The organism is Halomonas sp. KM072 (assembly GCF_050710315.1).
Classification (GTDB): Bacteria; Pseudomonadota; Gammaproteobacteria; order Pseudomonadales; family Halomonadaceae; genus Vreelandella; species Vreelandella hamiltonii.
In genome coordinates, this window is the sequence record NZ_CP136132.1 from 383,146 (window position 1) to 401,432 (window position 18,287).

16 protein-coding genes are annotated in these 18,287 nt (G+C 59.6%); 10 read left to right on the forward strand and 6 right to left on the reverse strand.

The features are described from left to right. Positions 1–209: 209 nt before the first annotated feature. Together RVM26_RS01825 and RVM26_RS01830 are read right to left on the reverse strand one after the other, a co-directional pair. Positions 210–548 (reverse strand): AzlD domain-containing protein, encoded by a 339-nt coding sequence (locus RVM26_RS01825; RefSeq protein ID WP_498940460.1) that lies wholly within the window; start codon positions 546–548, stop codon positions 210–212. Then, positions 545–1,285 carry an AzlC family ABC transporter permease gene (locus RVM26_RS01830; RefSeq protein ID WP_498940462.1) on the reverse strand — a complete coding sequence of 247 codons (741 nt, stop codon included), beginning with the start codon at positions 1,283–1,285 and terminating at the stop codon, positions 545–547. Before RVM26_RS01830 ends, RVM26_RS01825 begins: the two co-directional genes overlap by 4 nt. A gap of 145 nt (positions 1,286–1,430) precedes the next feature. Here RVM26_RS01830 and RVM26_RS01835 point away from each other — a divergent pair, with 145 nt between their 5' ends. Beyond that, complete coding sequence (locus tag RVM26_RS01835; protein WP_498940464.1) at positions 1,431–1,748, forward strand: hypothetical protein; 318 nt, start codon at positions 1,431–1,433, stop codon at positions 1,746–1,748. Between the two features lie 112 nt (positions 1,749–1,860). On the opposite strand, the gene sstT is transcribed toward RVM26_RS01835, so the two are convergent. After that, entirely contained in the window at positions 1,861–3,084 is a 1,224-nt protein-coding gene (gene sstT, locus RVM26_RS01840) for a serine/threonine transporter SstT (RefSeq protein ID WP_498940466.1), read from the reverse strand. A gap of 272 nt (positions 3,085–3,356) precedes the next feature. Between sstT and RVM26_RS01845 the strand changes: the two genes are divergently transcribed. Further along, entirely contained in the window at positions 3,357–3,686 is a 330-nt protein-coding gene (locus RVM26_RS01845; protein WP_039175695.1) for a hypothetical protein, read from the forward strand. Positions 3,687–3,754: 68 nt separating this feature from the next. Here the strand turns inward: RVM26_RS01845 and RVM26_RS01850 are convergent, their stop codons facing one another. Then, positions 3,755–4,063: a hypothetical protein gene (locus tag RVM26_RS01850; protein ID WP_498940468.1), complete on the reverse strand. Its 309-nt coding sequence runs from the start codon at positions 4,061–4,063 to the stop codon at positions 3,755–3,757. Positions 4,064–4,406: 343 nt separating this feature from the next. Here RVM26_RS01850 and RVM26_RS01855 point away from each other — a divergent pair, with 343 nt between their 5' ends. The 5 genes from RVM26_RS01855 to RVM26_RS01875 all read left to right on the forward strand — a co-directional run bounded on the left by RVM26_RS01855 (position 4,407) and on the right by RVM26_RS01875 (position 11,633). Beyond that, positions 4,407–5,990: an SLC13 family permease gene (locus RVM26_RS01855; protein ID WP_498940470.1), complete on the forward strand. Its 1,584-nt coding sequence runs from the start codon at positions 4,407–4,409 to the stop codon at positions 5,988–5,990. Between the two features lie 109 nt (positions 5,991–6,099). Next, a complete protein-coding gene (locus tag RVM26_RS01860; protein WP_476294553.1) occupies positions 6,100–7,248 on the forward strand; it encodes an exonuclease SbcCD subunit D in 1,149 nt (382 codons plus the stop codon). Beyond that, entirely contained in the window at positions 7,245–10,310 is a 3,066-nt protein-coding gene (locus tag RVM26_RS01865) for an AAA family ATPase (RefSeq protein ID WP_476294552.1), read from the forward strand. The genes RVM26_RS01860 and RVM26_RS01865 overlap by 4 nt, the downstream gene beginning before the upstream one ends. A gap of 109 nt (positions 10,311–10,419) precedes the next feature. Beyond that, the gene (locus tag RVM26_RS01870) at positions 10,420–11,154 is read left to right on the forward strand and encodes a tellurite resistance TerB family protein (RefSeq protein WP_475312806.1); all 735 of its coding nucleotides are present in this window, start codon (positions 10,420–10,422) and stop codon (positions 11,152–11,154) included. Continuing rightward, on the forward strand, positions 11,154–11,633 hold the full coding sequence (locus RVM26_RS01875; RefSeq protein ID WP_427775149.1) for a phosphatidylglycerophosphatase A family protein: 480 nt from the start codon (positions 11,154–11,156) through the stop codon (positions 11,631–11,633). The genes RVM26_RS01870 and RVM26_RS01875 overlap by 1 nt, the downstream gene beginning before the upstream one ends. 104 nt (positions 11,634–11,737) lie before the next feature. Here the strand turns inward: RVM26_RS01875 and RVM26_RS01880 are convergent, their stop codons facing one another. Continuing rightward, the gene (locus RVM26_RS01880) at positions 11,738–13,120 is read right to left on the reverse strand and encodes an NAD-dependent succinate-semialdehyde dehydrogenase (RefSeq protein ID WP_498940474.1); all 1,383 of its coding nucleotides are present in this window, start codon (positions 13,118–13,120) and stop codon (positions 11,738–11,740) included. A 256-nt stretch (positions 13,121–13,376) separates the two neighbouring features. Continuing rightward, complete coding sequence (locus RVM26_RS01885) at positions 13,377–14,285, reverse strand: LysR family transcriptional regulator (RefSeq protein WP_498940476.1); 909 nt, start codon at positions 14,283–14,285, stop codon at positions 13,377–13,379. A gap of 139 nt (positions 14,286–14,424) precedes the next feature. Between RVM26_RS01885 and RVM26_RS01890 the strand changes: the two genes are divergently transcribed. The 3 genes from RVM26_RS01890 (at position 14,425) to RVM26_RS01900 (ending at position 18,049) form a co-directional block, all read left to right on the forward strand. Continuing rightward, complete coding sequence (locus tag RVM26_RS01890; protein WP_039175712.1) at positions 14,425–15,936, forward strand: CoA-acylating methylmalonate-semialdehyde dehydrogenase; 1,512 nt, start codon at positions 14,425–14,427, stop codon at positions 15,934–15,936. A gap of 51 nt (positions 15,937–15,987) precedes the next feature. Beyond that, positions 15,988–17,655 (forward strand): GMC family oxidoreductase, encoded by a 1,668-nt coding sequence (locus RVM26_RS01895; protein WP_498941695.1) that lies wholly within the window; start codon positions 15,988–15,990, stop codon positions 17,653–17,655. Between the two features lie 190 nt (positions 17,656–17,845). Further along, entirely contained in the window at positions 17,846–18,049 is a 204-nt protein-coding gene (locus RVM26_RS01900; protein ID WP_009101184.1) for a cold-shock protein, read from the forward strand. Positions 18,050–18,287: the final 238 nt, after the last annotated feature.

An 18,287-nucleotide genomic window follows, 5' to 3' on the forward strand; every position in this document is an offset into this window, starting at 1 on the left:
CTCGAGGGCGATCAACTGTCAAGTCATGCTTGACAGTTGATGTGGATCTGCGTGTTCGGCAGCTACCGACAATATAAAGCTCCTCGAGCTCGCCCATATGATGCTTGCTTATGGTCGATATTGCTTTAGTGCGAAGCCAGCTCTTCAAAAAACGCAGGGTCATCCTGAATCGTCGCCAGTACCTTAGCGTGCCACACGCTGCTATCTGTCTAGCCCAGAAGGGTGAATCCTACTTCCACCATCCCAAACACCGCCACCCCCGCCGCCACTGGCCAGCCCAGGGAGCGCAGGCGCCGCCATACCAGCAGCGTCACGCTCAGCCCGATGGCCGTGGCGAGCCACGAGGTCGGGCTGGGGTTGACGGGCACGATGGAAACCCCGAGCACGCCTGCAATCATCAGCGGGCCGAGGATCACCAGCCACTGCGGCATGGCATTGAGGCCGGTGTCGCTACCCAGGCGGCGCTGCATCCACAGAAAGGGCACCACCCGCATCAATAGCGTGCCCAGCGCGCATATCACCACGGCAACCCACAGCGATGTGCTCATGGCGTGTGCTCCCGGCTGCGAAAGGTCAGGGTGTAGAAACACAAAGCGCCGCAGGCCGCCGCCAGCGGAATGGCCACATTGCTCCAGCCTGCCAGGTTCAAGCCCAGTGCGGCCAGCACGGTACAAGTGGTGGCGGCCGCCCAGCGTTTGCTGGTAAAACGCGGTGCCACCATGGTGAGGAAGAGCGCAGGCAGGGCAAAGGGCATGATTTCTCCCAGCAATGGCCAGCGGGCGGTGACGGCTTCGCCACCGCTGGCTCCGGCAATGGTACCTATGATCCATACCCCCCAGGCCAGCAGCGACGCGCCCACGAACCAGGCAAAGCGCTTGGCCTCGGGGAGCTGCGGCAGGCGGGTGAGCGCCAGGGCAAATACCTGGTCGGTCAGGCCGTGCATCAGCCAGGGCCAGTGGCGGCTACGGGGTAGCAAAGGCGCCAGGTTTGGCCCATACACCACATGGCGCACGTTGATCAGCAGGGTCAGCGCCACCACCAGCCACAGCGGCGCACCAGCCGCGATCATGCCCACGAACAGAAACTGCGAGGCGCCAGCGTAGATCAGGGCCGAAATGATCGCGGCTTCCCAGGTCGTGAAACCCGCCTGGGTTGCGACCAGGCCAAACGACAGCGAAACGGGCACATAGCCACCCAGCAATGGGATGGCTTCGCGAACGCCCTGAAAGCCGGCGCGCAGGGCGGAATGCTGGCTCGTATCGGCTTGCTCGATCGACTGGTTCACGATGGCGTACTCCCTTGGCCGTCAGTAGGAAACGTTAGCTTGGCAACTATTATGACCTTCTGTCAGGGGCGTGTCATGGGTAGAGAAGGTTTCCAGTGGCATCTTTCATGCATGGTCTATAGCGCGTCTGCTACGAGGAAGCGCGATGTATTCATTAGCCATGCTCAACCCCGTTAAATCGATACTGCGCAGTGTGGCACTTCTGTTGCTGGGCAACGGCCTGCTCAACACGCTGCTTACCCTGCGGGGCACGGCGGAAGGTTTCTCCAGCGCGGTGCTGGGCATCATCATGTCCGGCTATTTTGTCGGGTTTATCTGCGGCACCTGGGTAAGCGGGCGCTTGATTCGGCGTATGGGGCACATTCGTACCTTTGGCTTCTGCGCTTCCATTTGTTCATCGGTGGCGCTGTTGCATCTGGTGTTTATGAAGAGGATGAGCGTGAGCGTTTGGCGAGACTGCTGAAAACATCCAGCGGGTAGTACGCGAGCGTCGTAGAGCAAATCGTGGGTAACCGTCGTGGGGAGGGCGTGCGGGGGAGTGGCGGTGGTCAGCCGCCACTCCCCCTGGCAAACGCCTACGCGCGCTTCGCCTCTTGCGCCCGGCAGGCGGCAGCCGTAAACAGCACGTCGGTGGACGAATTGAGCGCCGTTTCGGTGGAGTCCTGCACCACGCTGATGACGAAGCCGATTGCCACGGCCTGCATGGCGACTTCGGTAGGAATGCCGAACAGGCTCGCCGCCATGGGAATCAGCATCAACGACCCACCGGCCACGCCAGACACACCGCAGGCCGCCAGGGCCGAGACGACGCACAGCAGCAGGGCAGTGGGGAAGTCCACGGCAATGCCCAGCGTATGGGTGGTGGCCAGGGTAATGACGGTAATGGTGATCGCGGCGCCGCACATGTTGATGGTGGCGCCCAGCGGAATGGAGATGGAGTAGGTATCGGCATCCAGCTTGAGGCGGCGGCACAGTTCCAGGTTCACCGGGATATTGGCCGCCGAGCTGCGCGTAAAGAAGGCGGTGATGGCACTGCCGCGCAGGCAGGTGAACACCAGGGGGTAAGGATTCTGGCGAGTGACCAGATAGACCAGCAAGGGGTTGCTCACCAGGGCGACGAACAGCATGCAGCCCACGATGACACCCAGCAATTGGGCATAGTTGAGCAGCGCCTGCATACCGGATTCAGCCAACGTACCCGCCACCAGGCCAAAAATGCCAATGGGGGCCAGCCGAATCACCAGCGTCACGATGCGGGTAATGGCGTTGGAGAGGTCTTGCAGCGCCTGGCGCGTGGTATCGGCCGCCTGACGCAGCGCCAGACCCAGCGCAATGGCCCAGGCCAGAATGGCGATGAAGTTGCCTTCCATCAGCGCGCTGACCGGGTTGGTGACCGCGTTCAGCAGCAAGTCACGCAGTACGCTGAAAATGTCGCTGGGCGGGTTGCCGTCTACCTGGCCGGCATCCAGCGTCAGTTCGGTCGGCATCCAGAAGCTGGCGGCCACCGCAATCAGCGCGGCGATCAGCGTTCCACATACATATAAAAGCAGCACCGCACGAATGTGCGTAGGTTGCCCTTGGCGATGTGCCGCGATAGCCGCAGCGACCAGTACGAATACCAGAATGGGGGCGACGGCCTGCAGGGCGGCGATGAACAGTTGGCCCAGCAAGCCAATGTCGCTGGCGACCGTAGGGGCGAGTAGCGCCAGCAGCACCCCCGCAATGATCCCCATCACGATCTGGGGTACGAGCCCCCATTGTAACAGTGGTCGGAAGAGGGCAGTGGCGGTAGCTATCATGACGGAACTCTCAGGTAGTGGGTGCAGATAGTAGGTGCAGATAGTAGGTGCAGTAGTCGGTGGAGCCGCGAGCTGGCAAGCCGCCAGCCCGTGCCTGAAAGGGGCAGTATTCTATCAGCTACGCAGAAGCTGTGGGGGGGCTGCAAAAAAGCGCCTAAGGCTATCTCGAAAATGGCGGGCCAGAGATATACTGATATTAGCGTCTGGGCTCGGCGTCAGCAGGCTTGGCGCGCTAACGTGGTTTCCTCTAAAAAAACATCAGGAATACACCCATGCGTATCAAAGTGTGGCTCTTCTCTTTATTGCTGCTGTGCAGCTCGTCGCTCGTGATGGCGGACGATTACTATGTGGATATCACCAATCGGACCGGCTACACCATCTATTACATGTACGTGAGCCCAGCATCGTCTTCCAGCTGGGAAGAGGACGTGCTAGGGAGCGATGTGTTGATGAATGGTGATACCCAGCGGGTGACGTTGACGGGCTATCGCAGCCCTTACTTCGATATTCGCCTGGTCGATGAGGATGACGATAGCTATACCTTCTGGAACATCGATGTATCGCGCCAGGATATCGTGGTCACGTTGGAGCATCTGGACTAAAAGAAACGGCTTGCGCTCAGGGAGCGCAAGCCGAAGTAAGCCTTGTAGGAAACTGGGTAGTCAGTGCATCAAGCCACGGCGACAGAAACGGATGACGTCGCTTTCATCGCTTGATTAGCGGCACTGGAAGATTCAGCGTGCTGTGCGGCGCTCAAGGTCGCCATGTCGGCATAGGCCTTGCCGTCGCCTATGCGATTGAGCACGATGGCCAGCAGCGCCCAGCCATAATGCTCGAAGGCCAACAGGGGCAGGGCCAGCATACCGATCAGAAAGGCCGCCAGGGTCACCTGATCCGGGGTGATGCGGCAGGCGTGAAGCGCGCGGGCGACCCAGCGTAGCGGAGGGTGGGTCAGGGGCATGGTAAAGCGGTCCAGCATGGGTGAACTCCTGAGCGGGGTGGGGCTCAGCCTGGAGCAGTGAAACAGATTTGTATACCTTGATTCTCTGCGGGCAACATCTTAGCCAATGCTAATAATTACGACCAAAGTGTTTAGACTTTGGTTGTAATTGTCGTCAATTTACTGGACTAATGGCTTATGGCAGTGAATAAAGGGCACCTCAAAAAAGCCAGACGCGCTGGCACATTTGTCCTTGGGTTGGCCCGTAAGGCGCCCATTCGTTCACCCTGACTGCGAGCGGTACTTCATAATGCGCAGAACTGCCACGATGACGCTCTGGGACTCCCTTTGGCATTCCCACGACCAAGCAAAAAACCTCCTCATGTGTGCGCTGCCCACTTCTGGCACGGGCAGCGCTGGGCGAGGTGGTTCCTCTGACGCACAGCCAGGCAATCAGCCTCCGCGTCCGCCTGCCTTCAACACGGCGCAAAAAATTGGCCTGGTACTCGGGCCTGCTCTCTTTGCCTTTGTTTTGCTGTTTTTTCATCCGGCCGACCTGAGCTTCGAAGGGCGCATGGTGCTGGCTACCACGCTGTGGGTTGCCGTCTGGTGGATCACCGAAGCGATTCCGATCCCGGTCACCTCGTTACTGCCCATCATCCTGCTGCCGATTACCGGCGCCCTGGATGGCAATACGGTGACGGCGGCCTACGGTAACCCGATCATCTTCCTGTTCCTTGGCGGCTTCATGATCGCTCTGGCCATGGAAAAATGGGATCTGCACAAGCGCATTGCGCTGTCGATCATTTCCATTTTAGGCACCAGCATCAATAGCATCGTCTTTGGCTTCATGGCGGCCACCGGCTTCTTGTCCATGTGGGTATCCAATACCGCAGCGGTCATGATGATGCTGCCGATTGGTACCGCCATTGTCTACCAGGTGACCCAGGAGCTGAAAAAAACCGAAGGAGATCACAGCGACGAGATTGATAAGTTCAGTAAGTCGCTGATTTTTGGCGTGGGCTACGGGGGCACCATAGGCGGTTTGGGCACCCTGATCGGCACCCCGCCCAACATCATTCTGGCCGCTATCGTCAGCGAGCTGTTTGGCGTCGAAATTTCCTTTGCGGGCTGGCTGATGTTTGCCTTCCCGGTGGTGGTGATTCTGCTGTTCATCGGCTGGATCATGCTGACGCGCTTTATTTACCCCATCAAGCTGGCCAAGTTGCCGGGTGGCCGTGCGCTGATTCGTAAGGAGAAAGAGGCGCTGGGCAGCATCTCCTTCGAAGAGAAGGCGGTGCTGGGGGTTTTCCTGTTTGCAGCGTTCTTCTGGATCACCCGCTCGTTCCTATGGCAGGGGCAGATCCTGACGATCCCCGGCATTAACGACACCATGATTGCGATTACCGCTGCCGTGGCGCTGTTTCTCATTCCTTCTCCCAACAAAGGCGGCTGCCTGCTGGGGTGGGATGTGGCCAAAGACGTACCGTGGGGCATCTTGCTGCTGTTTGGCGGTGGCTTGGCGATTGCGGCGGGCTTTGGCTCGTCGGGTCTGGCTTCCTGGATTGGCGGCCAAATGAGCGTGCTGGAAGGCGTCAACTTCCTGCTGGTGATTCTGCTGGCGGCCGGCATGGTACTGTTCCTGACCGAAATCACCTCCAACACAGCCACAGCGACGATGATTTTGCCGGTGCTAGCCTCATTGGCGCTGGCGCTCGATATTCATCCGTTCGTGCTGATGGTGCCAGCGGCCATGGCGGCCAACTGCGCCTTTATGCTGCCAGTGGGCACGCCGCCCAATGCGATCATCTTCGCCACGGGTAAAATCAAAATCATCGAGATGGTGCGCAACGGTTTCTGGCTCAACATCATTGCGATGCTGTTGATCGTGGCCGCGGTCTACTTCCTGCTGCCGATGCTGTGGGGCGTGGATATCACCACCTACCCGGATGCGTTTAGAGACTAACCCGCGACGTGTTCCGCATTAATCGCCCCGCCTCGTGCGGGGCTTTTTCATGGGTGAAACGCAGGCGCGGTTGCTATGATGACCGCACACTTTTTTCATCGAGCCTGTCATGCGATTACTTCACACTGCCGATTGGCATTTAGGGCGTCTATTTCACAACCTTTCCCTGCTGGATGACCAGCGTCATGTGTTGCAGCAGTTGCTGGAGATCATCGACCGCGAGCAGGTGGATGCGGTGCTGGTCGCGGGCGATATTTACGACCGCTCGGTGCCACCCGCTGCGGCGGTCACGCTGCTGGATGAGATATTGGTCGAGCTGTGCGAGCAGCGCGGCCTGCCGGTCGTGATGATTTCCGGTAACCACGATGGCGCTGAGCGGTTAGGGTTTGGCGCGCGCCATTTGCGCCAAGCCGGGCTGCATATTCTCACTGACTTAGCCACTTGCGATCAGCCAGTCACGCTCACGATTGGCGATGACACGGTGGATGTGTTCGGCATCCCCTACGCGGACCCAGAGTACGTGCGCAGCGCGTTTGGCGTGGACGTACGCGACTTCGATAGCGCCCACCGCTACCTGCTGGAGCGCATTGAGGCACAGCGCCAGCCGGGCCGCCCGACGCTACTGATGAGCCACTGTTTTGTGGATGGCGGCACCGCCAGCGACTCCGAGCGCCCGCTCACCCTAGGCGGTGCCGAAAGCGTGGCGTGGGAACCCATGCAGAGTTTCGACTACGTGGCGTTGGGCCACCTTCACGGCCCCCAGATTCGCGGTGGCGAGCACATTCGCTATAGCGGCTCGCTGCTGAAGTACAGCTTTTCCGAAGCCACCCAGCGCAAAGGCGTCACCCTTGTTGAGGTGGGCAGCGAAGGTGTCACTCAAATAGCCCACCATCCGCTGCTGCCCCACCGGGACGTGCGCGTGCTGGAAGGTGAGCTGGCTCAGCTGCTGGCCCAAGGGGCCGCTGATCCCCACGCCGATGACTATCTGCTGGTGCGTCTCACCGACCGTCATGCCATTCTCGACCCGATGGGTAAGCTGCGGGCGGTGTACCCCAACGTGCTGCACCTGGAAAAGCCCGGCATGCTGGAAGCAAAAGGCCGCCAACAGCTAGGCCGCGAGCGGCTTACGTTCAGCGCGCTGGATATGTTCAGCGACTTCTTCACTCAAACCAGCGGCGAACCAATGAGCGACGCCCAGGCCCGTGCCATGAGCGAGTTGATCACCGCCTTGAGTCGCGAGCAGGAGGGCCAAGCATGACGCCATTAACGCTGACCATGCAGGCTTTTGGCCCCTTTGCCGGTAGCGAAACCATCGACTTCACCGCGCTGGGCAGAAGCCCGCTGTTTCTGATTAACGGCCCCACCGGGGCGGGTAAAAGCTCGATCCTCGATGCGATTTGTTTTGCTTTGTACGGCCAAACCACCGGCAACGAGCGGGACGCCGTTCAAATGCGCTGCGATCAGGCGGATGCCTCTCTGCTCACCGAAGTCAGCCTGACGTTTCGCCTGCGTGATGTCATGTATCGGGTGCGCCGAGTGCCTCTGCAGGAGCGTCCCAAAGCCAGCGGCGAAGGCACAACGACACAAACCGCAGAAGCCCAGCTGTGGCGACTCACTCCAGAAGGCGAGGAGGACGAGTGCCTAGTGGCGCGTAAGGTCACCGACGCCACGGCGGAGCTGCAAGCGCTAATAGGCCTAGACGCCAATCAGTTTCGTCAGGTGATGGTGCTTCCCCAGGGTAAGTTCCGGGAGCTGCTGCTGGCAGGCTCCAAAGAGCGCGAAGTCATTTTCTCCCAGCTGTTTCAAACCCAGGTGTTCCAGTGTATTGAAGAGCGCCTGCGCACTCAGGCTAATCAAATCGAGCGGGCGGTGAGCGATCATCGCCAGCATATCAATGGCATTCTTGCCGGGGGGGAGCTTGAGAGCGAAGCCGCGTTGGCGCAAGAGCTGGAAGCGCTGGTGCCACAGGTAGACCAAGCGCGGGAAGGCTTTGAAACCGCGCAGCGAAAGCGCCGACTTGCCGAACAGCAGCGCGATGAAGCCCTGGCGCTGCAGCGCCAATTTGAGGCGCGGGACGCGCTGGCAGCCGATAAAGCCCGTCATCTTGAGCAGCGAGGCGAGGTGGAAAACAGCCAGTCGCGGTTAGCGCAAAGCGCCCATGCCCAAGCGCTGCGCCCCCAAAAAGCCGCTTTAGACCAAGCGCAGCAGGCGTTGGCCACCGCTCAGGCGGAACAGCACCAGGCGCACGCCGCGTTAACGACGCAGCGCACTAGCGCTGAGCAGGCGCAGCAGGCGTTAGAATCGGCGCGCCAGCGTCAGGTAGAGCTTCCTGAACTAAGGGAGCGGCACCGTCAACTGGGAGAGTTTATTCAAAAGAGCCAGCAGCTCAGTGAGCTGCAGCGGCACTTTCAAACGTCTCAGGCTGCCTGGCAACAAGCCGATGAGGCGCTTAAGCGCGATGAGCAGCAGCTAGATGGCATTCGCCAGCAGGGCGAAGCCATTGGCGTTCACCTGGAACGCTTGCAGAGTGAGTTTCAGCAACTGGCCAGCGCCCCCGCTGAGCTAAGCCGCCATCACCACCTGCTAACCCTGCGCCAAGAGCTGGATGAACTCACCCAGCAGCGTCAGGCGTTAACCACGCAACAGCAGCAGGCTAAAAACGCGCTCAGCCACCAGCAAGGCGAGACCGAGCGTGCCGAACGCTACGCCACTGAGCAGGAGATGCGCTGGCACCAGGGCCAGGCCGCGCTGTTAGCGCTGACCCTTGAGCAGGATGCCCCCTGCCCGGTGTGTGGCAGCCTGGAACATCCCGCCCCAGCGATGAATCGCGCTGAGTTGGTCACCCAGGCACAGGTGGAAGACGCTAGAACGGCGCAAGAACAGGCGCGCCAGGCACTGCAACGTGCAGAGCGTCACCACCATCAGCTCGCTCAACACATCGACAGCCACACCGAGCAGGCTCAGCGGCTTACCCAGCAGTTGGGGGAGTGGGCTAGCCAGCCGCTGCTTGCACTACAACAGGCCTATGAAGACCTGCGCCAACAGGTACAGCGCCGGGAGCAGGTTGAGGCCGAGATTCGCCAGCAAACCGCTGCCCGGGAGTCGCTGCGACGTGATTGGGGCACGCTGGATAAGCAGCTTAAAGCCCAGCGTCCTGAGGTGGAAAAGGCGAAAGAGAGCGCGTTACGCCTAGAGAGCCAGCGTGATCAGCTGAGCCAATCGCTGCCGGAAGACGCCCGGCATCCTGAGGCAATGCGCCAAACCCTGGCTGAGCTGGAGCAGCACATCGCCCAGCTTGAAAAGGCCTGGGAGAGCGCTCAACAAGCACTTTCGACTAGCCAGACCCAACTGGCGCGGGCGGAAGAGCAGCTACGCGGGGCGAACGAGCGGGTCGAGCGTAGCGAGCAGTCGCTTCAGCAGGCTCACGCCGAGTGGCAGGCCGCGCTGCAGGCTAGCCCCTTTGGTGATGAGGCGGAATATCAGGCCGCCCAACTGAATGATGCCCAGCGGCATGAGCTGACGCATCGGGTGGAGGCGTATCAACGCCGCTTGGCCGAGCTTGAGGGCGCGCTAGAGAATTACCAAACCCAGCTGGCGGAAAAAACGCCGCAGGATGTTGCTGCACTGAATGCCCAGGCTGAAAGTGCACAGGCTCAAGAAAACAGCCAGCTAGAGGCCTGGCGGCAACTGGATGGGCGATTAGCCACGTTGCAAAACATTCACCAAAAGCTGGCGGCTGCCCACGCCTCCCAGGCGGAGCTGGAAGCCCAATACCAGCTGTGGGGCACGCTGAGCGACGTCGCCAATGGCCGCACCGGTCATCGCATCAGCCTGCAGCGCTTCGTGCTGGGCGTACTGCTGGACGACGTGTTGATTCAAGCGTCGGAACGTTTGGTGCGCATGAGCCGTGGGCGTTACCAGTTGGTGCGCCGGGAAGCCCCCTCCAAAGGCAATAAAGCGTCTGGCTTAGAGCTAGACGTGGCTGATACCTACACCGGCAAAAATCGCCCGGTGGCCACGCTCTCTGGTGGGGAGTCGTTTATGGCGGCGCTGTCGCTGGCGCTGGGGCTTTCTGATGTGGTGCAGGCCTACGCGGGTGGTATTCAGCTCGATACGCTATTTATTGATGAAGGCTTTGGCAGCCTGGACCAAGACGCCTTGGATCAAGCCATTGCCATGCTGAGCGAGCTGCAAATGAGCGGTCGCATGATTGGGATTATTTCCCACGTCAGCGAACTCAAAGAGCAGATGCCGGTTCGTATTGAGGTGAGCGCTAGCCGTCATGGCAGTTCGGTCGCGGTGAAAGGGGCGTTGAGCTAAGCGCTAACGCGAGGTTAATTCATGCTGCATTCATGTAGCATGCGCTATAACAAGGGTTAAACGACCCGCGTTCGATCCGTCGAACGAATGTTTATTGAGGAGTGCAAGGATGAACGCAAGCAAAATTCTACAGCAGCTGATGAGCCAGGCCAGTGGTAGCAAAGGCAGCAGCGGCGGCATGGATGTCAAAGGCGTGATTGATGGGCTCTCCCGCCATTTAGGCGGTAATAGCAGCCAAGGTACGCGTCAAAGCAGCGGTTCCAGCGGTTTTGATGTGAAAAGCCTGCTGGGCGGCAGTGCCCTGGGCATGCTGGTGGGCTCGAAGCGTGGCCGCAGTATGGGCGGCAAAGCGCTCAAGTATGGTGCCATTGCGGGAGTCGGCGTACTGGCCTGGAAGGCATGGCAAAGTACTCAGGAGAAGGAGAAGAAGGGGGCTGGGACCCAATCCTCATCAGAAGGCGAGCGTGTCGAGGTGTTGAGCGGTGAGTATCAAGAGCGCCGCAGCCTGGAGCTGCTGCAGGCAATGATCATGGCTGCCCGGGCGGATGGTCATATCGACGAGCAGGAGCAGGCGCTAATCACCGATCAAATCGATGCCCTTGGCGCGGATCAGGAGATGCACCGCTGGGTGGAACAGCAGCTAAAAGCGCCGCTGGATGCCCAGGCACTCGCCCGTGAGGCGGACTCCCCCCAGGCAGCTCGCGAGATGTATCTCATCAGCGTGGCAGTGATTGACGACCAAAACCCCATGGAGCGGGCATGGTTGGATCAACTCGCCAGCGCGCTAAACCTAACGCCAGAGATGGCGGCGGAGCTTGAACGTCAGGCACAGCAGGCTGGCTAATGCTCGATACGTTTAATTTTTGGCTAGCTACCGGCTTTGGGTTGGGGCTAGCGCCCGTTGCGCCGGGTACCTTTGGGTCACTGATTGGCTTGCCGCTGGCGTGGTGGCTCTTGGGTCGCCCGACCGGGCAGCAGGCTGCCATCATCGCGCTGATGCTGGTGGCCGCGGTGCCGGTGTGTCATATCGCGGCGTGGCACTACGATGGTTTGGATCACGGTAGCATTGTCGCCGATGAGTACGTCGCCTTCCCGCTGGTAGTGCTGGGGCTAAAAGCCGCTCGCCATCCGCTGGTACTGGCCTTGGCGTTTGGCGTTTATCGCTTCTTCGACGGTTTGAAGCCGCCCCCCATTCATTTAGCAGAATACGTGAGCGGTGGGTTGGGCATTGTGTTGGATGATGTGATTGCCGCGCTGGTAAGCTGGCTGGTGGTCGCGCTGATAGTGATGCTATGGCAGCGTTGGCAGCAGAAAATCGTCTAACGCCACTTTTAAAATACGCTACCCATAAAAAATGCCGCAGGTCATAAACGACACTGCGGCGTTTTTATGGATTAGCCCATCGTAAGCCGATGGGCTTGGCGGTGTTAGCTTTGCACCACAATCACCGATTTAATGTTGACGAACTCGTGCATACCAAAGCCGCCGTGCTCACGGCCGTAGCCGGAATCTTTCACGCCGCCAAACGGCATTTCAGGCGTTGCCACACCAAAGCCGTTGATAAACACCATGCCGGTATCGAAATACTTGCTGGCAAGCTCGGTGGCGCGCTTCACGTCTTTGGAGATGATGCCGCCGCCCAAGCCGTAGCGGCTGTCGTTGGCGATGCGCATGGCATCTTCATCATCTTTGGCACGAATCAACGCGGCAACCGGGCCAAACAGCTCGTCGTCATAGGCGGGCTGGCCGGGGGTGACGTTATCCAGCACGGTGACCGGGTAGAATGCCCCTTTACCTTCTGGTTTTTCGCCACCGCAGAGGATTTTTGCGCCTTTACGCACGCTCTCTTCCACCTGTTTGTGAAGGCCGTCACGAAGATCGACACGGGCCATCGGGCCTAGGTCGCTATCTTCTTTGGTCGGGTCGCCTGCTTTTAAGTCCTTCATGCGTGCCACGTAGCGCTCTTTAAACGCTTCGTAGTTCTTTTCGGTGACCACAAAGCGTTTTGCCGCTACGCAGGTTTGGCCGCCGTTAAACACGCGGCCAGTGACGCAGGTATCCACCGCCACGTCCAGGTCGGCATCGTCCAGCACCAAGTAGGCATCGTTGGAGCCTAGCTCTAGTACGGTCTTTTTCAGATGCTCGGCGGCTTTGGCGGCCACTTTGCGGCCAGCGCCGTCGCTGCCGGTCAAGGTCACACCACGCACGGCTTTATGGGCGATGATGGTGTCGGATACATCGTGTGAAATCACCAGCGTGCGGAAAACGTTTTCCGGCAGGCCCGCTTCGCGGTAGATTTTTTCCAGCAGCAGGCCGCTGCCCGTCACGTTTTCAGCGTGTTTTAGCAGCACGCTGTTGCCCGCCATAATATTGGCGATGGAGTAACGCACCACTTGGTAAGCAGGGAAGTTCCAGGGCTGAATGCCGTAAATCACGCCCATGGGGGAGTAGGTAACAATACCGCGCTCGCCGTTGCCGGGTTTGCGCTCTTCATCGGCCAGCTTGGTGGGGCCATGTTCGGCGGTGTAGTCACAAATGCCGACGCAGAGATCCACTTCCAGGCGCGCTTGCGAGGGCAGCTTACCCATCTCTTTGACCATCAGGTCGGTAAGCTCTTCTTTATGCGCGTTTATGGCTTCGCCAATCGCTTTCACCACCTTGGCGCGGTGCTCTAGCGGCTTGAGCCGCCAGTCTAAAAACGCCTCATGACTGGCCTCGACTATCTGCTTGGCCTGGCTTTCATCCATCAGCGTGTAGGTCTCAAGCGTTTCGCCGGTGGTCGGGTTCACTGTCGTAATGGTGTTGCTCATAAGATCTCCTATCTCTTTAGATCAACGGGGCGTTCAATCAAGTAGAGTAGTCCTTTAGCCGACTGGTCTATTAATGCTGACTTTTTACCTTAGTAGAAAAATGGCGTTTTGCCCAAATGAATAATTAGCCATTTAATAACGCTCACGTTGGGGCAAGTCGCATAGGAAATCGTTCCATAAAAAAACGCCAAGGCGGATAAAGCGTCTTGGCGCTTTTGAGGGTAACGGAGAGGGTTACTTGTCAGGTTCCGCTTCCTTACAGCGACCTTAGCCGATGCGGCCACACCGTATCGAGGGTGTCTAGTGCGGCTTTAATCGTGGGCTCGGTGGCGCGGTCGCAGCGCCAGATCAGGCTTAATGCGCAGGGCAGGCGAACGTTGTCTGCCACCGCCAAGCCGCTCTCTTGGCGTTCGGCCATGGCCAGAGCGTCTCGCGCTAGGCTCAGGCCCACGCCTGCTCTGACTAAATCCAGCATACACGCCTCTTGGTCGACCTGGGCAACACGGTTCGGAGTCGCGCCGCTTGCGGTCAGCGCCCGCTTAAGTAGTCGCGAATGCGCTGACACGGTGGGAGTTACAATCCAGGGTAGTTGCGCAAGCGCCTCCCAGCGGGTGTCGGCAAGTTTGGCTTCCCAGCCCGGCGGTGCCACCACGTGGTAGTGAAAGTGAGTTAACTCCCGCCACGCCAGGGCGCTATTGCCGGTACCTTCGCCGGGCGGGGCGAGAAAAAAGCCCACATCCAACTCCCCTTGCTCAACGCTGTCCAATACGCTGCCGCTCATGCCGTGGTGAAGCTCGGTTTCCAGCTGGGGTGCTCGGGCCATCAGGCGGCTGAGAAAATCGCCCAGGCGGATGAATTCAGGGTCCACGATGGTGCCGATGCGCAGCTTGCCGCGCAGGGTGCTGTGCAGGGCACTGGCGCTTTGTTCGAATGCCAGCGCACTGGCCAGGGCGTTTTCGGCGGCGGGCAGCAGGGCATAGCCATCGGCAGTGAGGCGCAAGCCCTGAGGGCGGCGGGTGAACAGCGTCAGGCCAAGGTGTTGTTGAAGCTGCTTCAACTTTAGGCTGACGGCAGGCTGGGTGAGGTGCAGCTGTTCAGCGGCGCGAGACACGCTGCCGGTATGGGCAACGGCCACAAAGGCCCGTAGCGTGGCGTACTCCTGCATGGTCGATGACCTTCGTTGTCATGTTATTAGCAGAGCTTATATCCGGGTTAAAAATTACTCAATTGCTTGGCCTGTGGCGCCGAGTAGTCTAGGGCAGATTCTCCTCACCACTTAAACGATGTTTATAAAGGTAGCGACAATGACAACTCACGCCATTCACCACTTCATCAACGGCCAGCGCAGCGAAGGCACCTCTGGTACTTCCCAGGACGTGTTCAATCCGGCCACGGGTCAGGTCACCGGCCGCGTGGCACTGGCGTCGGCGGCGGATGTGGATACGGCCGTGCAGGCGGCCCAGGCGGCCTTCCCTGCCTGGGCCGACACGCCCCCCATTCGCCGCGCTCGGGTGATGTTCAAGTTTCTGGAGCTGCTCAATACACACAAGGATGCGCTGGCCGAAGCGATCACCAAAGAGCACGGCAAGGTGTTCACCGACGCCCAGGGGGAAGTGGCGCGTGGCATCGATATCGTCGAGTTTGCCTGTGGCATCCCTCAGCTGTTGAAGGGTGACTATACCGAGCAGGTGAGTACCGGCATCGACAACTGGACCGTGCGACAGCCGCTGGGCGTGGTGGCCGGGATCACCCCGTTCAACTTCCCGGCCATGGTGCCCATGTGGATGTTTCCCATCGCGATTGCCGCCGGGAATACGTTCATTCTCAAGCCCAGCCCGCTGGACCCCAGCGCTTCGCTGATGATTGCCGACCTGTTGCAGCAGGCGGGCCTGCCGGATGGCGTGTTCAACGTGGTGCAGGGCGACAAGGACTCCGTGGAAGCGCTGATCGATCATCCGGAGGTGAAGGCGCTGTCGTTCGTCGGTTCCACCCCCATTGCCAACCTGATTTACGAGCGTGGCGCGAAGCACGGCAAGCGCGTGCAGGCGCTGGGCGGCGCCAAGAACCACATGGTGGTGATGCCCGATGCCCACCTGGACAAGGCCGTCGATGCGCTGATCGGTGCCGCCTACGGCAGCGCCGGTGAGCGCTGTATGGCCATCAGCGTGGCCGTGCTGGTGGGCGACGTTGCCGATAAAGTCGTGCCGATGCTCACCGAGCGAGCCCAGGCGCTGAAGGTCAAGGATGGCATGCAGCTGGACGCCGAAATGGGCCCCATCGTGACCCGCCAGGCCCATCAGCGCATTACCGGTTACATCGAAAAGGGCGTGGCCGAGGGTGCACAGCTGATCGTCGATGGCCGTGAATTCGACGGCGCCAACGCGGGAGAAGGCTGCGCCGAGGGGTTCTGGATGGGTGGCACGCTGTTCGATCACGTGACCCCCGACATGACGATCTATAAAGAAGAGATCTTCGGCCCGGTGCTGGTGTGTGTGCGCGTGCCGGACGTGGCCACCGCCATTCAGCTGATCAACGACCATGAGTTTGGTAACGGCGTGAGCTGCTTCACCGAAAGCGGTAGCGTTGCCCGTGAGTTTGGCCGCCGTATCCAGGTAGGTATGGTCGGCATCAACGTGCCGATTCCCGTGCCCATGGCGTGGCACGGTTTCGGCGGCTGGAAGCGCTCGCTGTTTGGCGATACCCATGCCTATGGCGAAGAGGGCGTGCGCTTTTATACCAAGCAGAAGTCGATCATGCAGCGCTGGTCTGACTCCATCGACGCCGGTGCCGAATTCGTGATGCCCACGGCGAAGTAACGCCCGCTCTTCACCGGAGTCACCCGCATGTCCAACAATACAACTACCCCCATGGCGGCTCATGCCGCCATGCAATGCTTTGACTATATCGTGGTAGGCGCAGGCACCGCTGGGTGCCTGATGGCCAACCGACTGAGCGCCGACCCGAACAATCGGGTGCTGCTGATCGAAGCCGGTGGCCGAGACAACTACCACTGGATTCATATACCCGTCGGGTACCTGTATTGCATCAACAACCCGCGCACCGACTGGCTGTTTCGCACGGAGCCCGACCAGGGGTTGAACGGTCGCTCGCTGATCTACCCGCGCGGCAAGACCCTGGGGGGCTGCTCCAGTATCAACGGCATGATCTACATGCGCGGCCAGGCGCGGGATTACGACCACTGGGCGGAAGTGACCGGCAGCGATGCCTGGCGCTGGGAGAACTGCCTGCCGGACTTTATCAAACACGAAAACCACTACCGATTGGATAAAGGCAGCGACGGTGATGACACTCACCGCGCGTTTCATGGCCACGGCGGCGAGTGGCGGGTGGAGAAGCAGCGCCTGAAGTGGCAGGTGCTGGATGACTTTGCCGAAGCTGCCGTTCAGGCCGGTATTCCTCGAACCGAGGACTTCAATCGAGGCAGTAACGAAGGCGTTGCCTATTTCGAAGTCAACCAGCGCGACGGCTGGCGCTGGAACACGGCCAAGGCGTTCTTGCGCTCGGCCTTGAAGCGGGACAACCTGACGCTGTGGCACTCCACCCAGGTGAATCGGCTCTGCTTCGAGCGTTATCAGACCGTCCCCCGCTGCGAAGGAGTCGAAGTGGTGCGAGCAGGCAAGACGCTGCGCGTGCAGGCCAGCAAGGAAGTCGTGCTGTGTGCCGGCGCGATTGGCTCGCCCCACCTGCTGCAGTTATCGGGCATCGGTCCCGCCGAGCACCTTGCCGAGCATGACATCGAGGTCGTGAACGACCTGCCGGGGGTGGGCGAGAACCTGCAAGATCACCTCCAGATACGTTCGGTGTATCGTGTCAGCAATGCCAAAACGCTGAACGCCATGGCCAGCACGTTATGGGGCAAAGCCGGTATCGGATGGGAGTACCTCACGCGGCGCACGGGACCCATGAGCATGGCGCCGTCGCAGTTGGGCGCGTTCACGCGTAGTTCCGACGACCAGCCGTATCCCAATATCCAGTACCACGTGCAGCCGTTGAGTCTCGAAGCCTTTGGGCAGCCGCTGCACCCGTACCCTGCGATCACCGCCAGCGTGTGCAACTTGAACCCTACCAGCCGAGGCACCGTGCGCCTGAAAAGCGCCGACCCGCGCCAGGCACCGGCGATCGCGCCGAACTATCTGAGCACCCCCGAGGACCGCAAGGTGGCCGCCGATTCGCTGCGGGTGACGCGACGCATCGCCGAGCAGCCCGCCTTTGCCAGATACGCCCCGGAAGAGATCAAGCCGGGCGTGGAGTACCAGACCGACGAGGAGCTGGCCCGTTTGGCAGGGGATATTGGCACGACGATTTTCCATCCGGTCGGCACCACGCGGATGGGAAAAGACGACGACCCCATGGCCGTGGTGGATGCGCAATTGCGGGTTCGCGGGGTGTCTGGACTGCGGGTGGCCGACGCGGGAGTGATGCCCACCATCACCAGTGGCAACACCAATTCGCCGACGCTGATGATCGCCGAAAAGGCCGCCGGATGGATTTTGGAAGAAAATTCATTGCACTGACATTTTTTTCCATCATAGTGTTGACGTGCAGCGTTGTTAAGCGCATGCTGCATGCAGTTGGTTAGCAAGTCGAACGTAGTCAGCAGTATCGAAACGCTCTCGCGTTGAGTCTGGTGAAAGTTTCTTGTTCTACCCACTGCAACTCGGGTATTACCCGGCTCTTCATTAAGCTAAATCGAGGATTTCGATCATGGCAACTGGTACCGTTAAGTGGTTTAACGACACTAAAGGCTTCGGCTTCATTTCTCCGGACGACAATGGCGACGACCTGTTCGCGCACTTCTCCGAAATTCAAGCTGACGGCTTCAAAACTCTGCAAGACGGCCAGAAGGTTTCCTTCGACGTCACCCAGGGTAAAAAAGGCCTTCAGGCTTCCAACATCAAAGTTCTGTAATCTGAACGAATGATGTTGTCAGGTGATCTACGGGTCAGCCTGTAAAAAAACCCCGCCTTCGTGCGGGGTTTTTTGTTTGCCACGATTTTCACCTCACCTCACCTCACCTCACCTCACCTCACCTCACCTCACCTCACCTCACCCCTCATGGGTATATTCTATTTTGTTCTTACTGTGTTTCTAAAAATAACTTTTTAGAATATCGGGCGGGCGGCACAATATCCCCAGGTTCGTTTAT

What these genes read in the sequence shown, in the direction of transcription:
- RVM26_RS01825 (WP_498940460.1), bottom strand. Translation starts at nt 548, where the DNA reads ATGAGCACATCGCTGTGGGTTGCCGTGGTGATATGCGCGCTGGGCACG.
- RVM26_RS01835 (WP_498940464.1), top strand. Translation starts at nt 1,431, where the DNA reads ATGTATTCATTAGCCATGCTCAACCCCGTTAAATCGATACTGCGCAGT.
- sstT (WP_498940466.1), bottom strand. Translation starts at nt 3,084, where the DNA reads ATGATAGCTACCGCCACTGCCCTCTTCCGACCACTGTTACAATGGGGG.
- RVM26_RS01845 (WP_039175695.1), top strand. Translation starts at nt 3,357, where the DNA reads ATGCGTATCAAAGTGTGGCTCTTCTCTTTATTGCTGCTGTGCAGCTCG.
- RVM26_RS01850 (WP_498940468.1), bottom strand. Translation starts at nt 4,063, where the DNA reads ATGCTGGACCGCTTTACCATGCCCCTGACCCACCCTCCGCTACGCTGG.
- RVM26_RS01855 (WP_498940470.1), top strand. Translation starts at nt 4,407, where the DNA reads ATGTGTGCGCTGCCCACTTCTGGCACGGGCAGCGCTGGGCGAGGTGGT.
- RVM26_RS01860 (WP_476294553.1), top strand. Translation starts at nt 6,100, where the DNA reads ATGCGATTACTTCACACTGCCGATTGGCATTTAGGGCGTCTATTTCAC.
- RVM26_RS01865 (WP_476294552.1), top strand. Translation starts at nt 7,245, where the DNA reads ATGACGCCATTAACGCTGACCATGCAGGCTTTTGGCCCCTTTGCCGGT.
- RVM26_RS01870 (WP_475312806.1), top strand. Translation starts at nt 10,420, where the DNA reads ATGAACGCAAGCAAAATTCTACAGCAGCTGATGAGCCAGGCCAGTGGT.
- RVM26_RS01875 (WP_427775149.1), top strand. Translation starts at nt 11,154, where the DNA reads ATGCTCGATACGTTTAATTTTTGGCTAGCTACCGGCTTTGGGTTGGGG.
- RVM26_RS01880 (WP_498940474.1), bottom strand. Translation starts at nt 13,120, where the DNA reads ATGAGCAACACCATTACGACAGTGAACCCGACCACCGGCGAAACGCTT.
- RVM26_RS01885 (WP_498940476.1), bottom strand. Translation starts at nt 14,285, where the DNA reads ATGCAGGAGTACGCCACGCTACGGGCCTTTGTGGCCGTTGCCCATACC.
- RVM26_RS01890 (WP_039175712.1), top strand. Translation starts at nt 14,425, where the DNA reads ATGACAACTCACGCCATTCACCACTTCATCAACGGCCAGCGCAGCGAA.
- RVM26_RS01895 (WP_498941695.1), top strand. Translation starts at nt 15,988, where the DNA reads ATGGCGGCTCATGCCGCCATGCAATGCTTTGACTATATCGTGGTAGGC.
- RVM26_RS01900 (WP_009101184.1), top strand. Translation starts at nt 17,846, where the DNA reads ATGGCAACTGGTACCGTTAAGTGGTTTAACGACACTAAAGGCTTCGGC.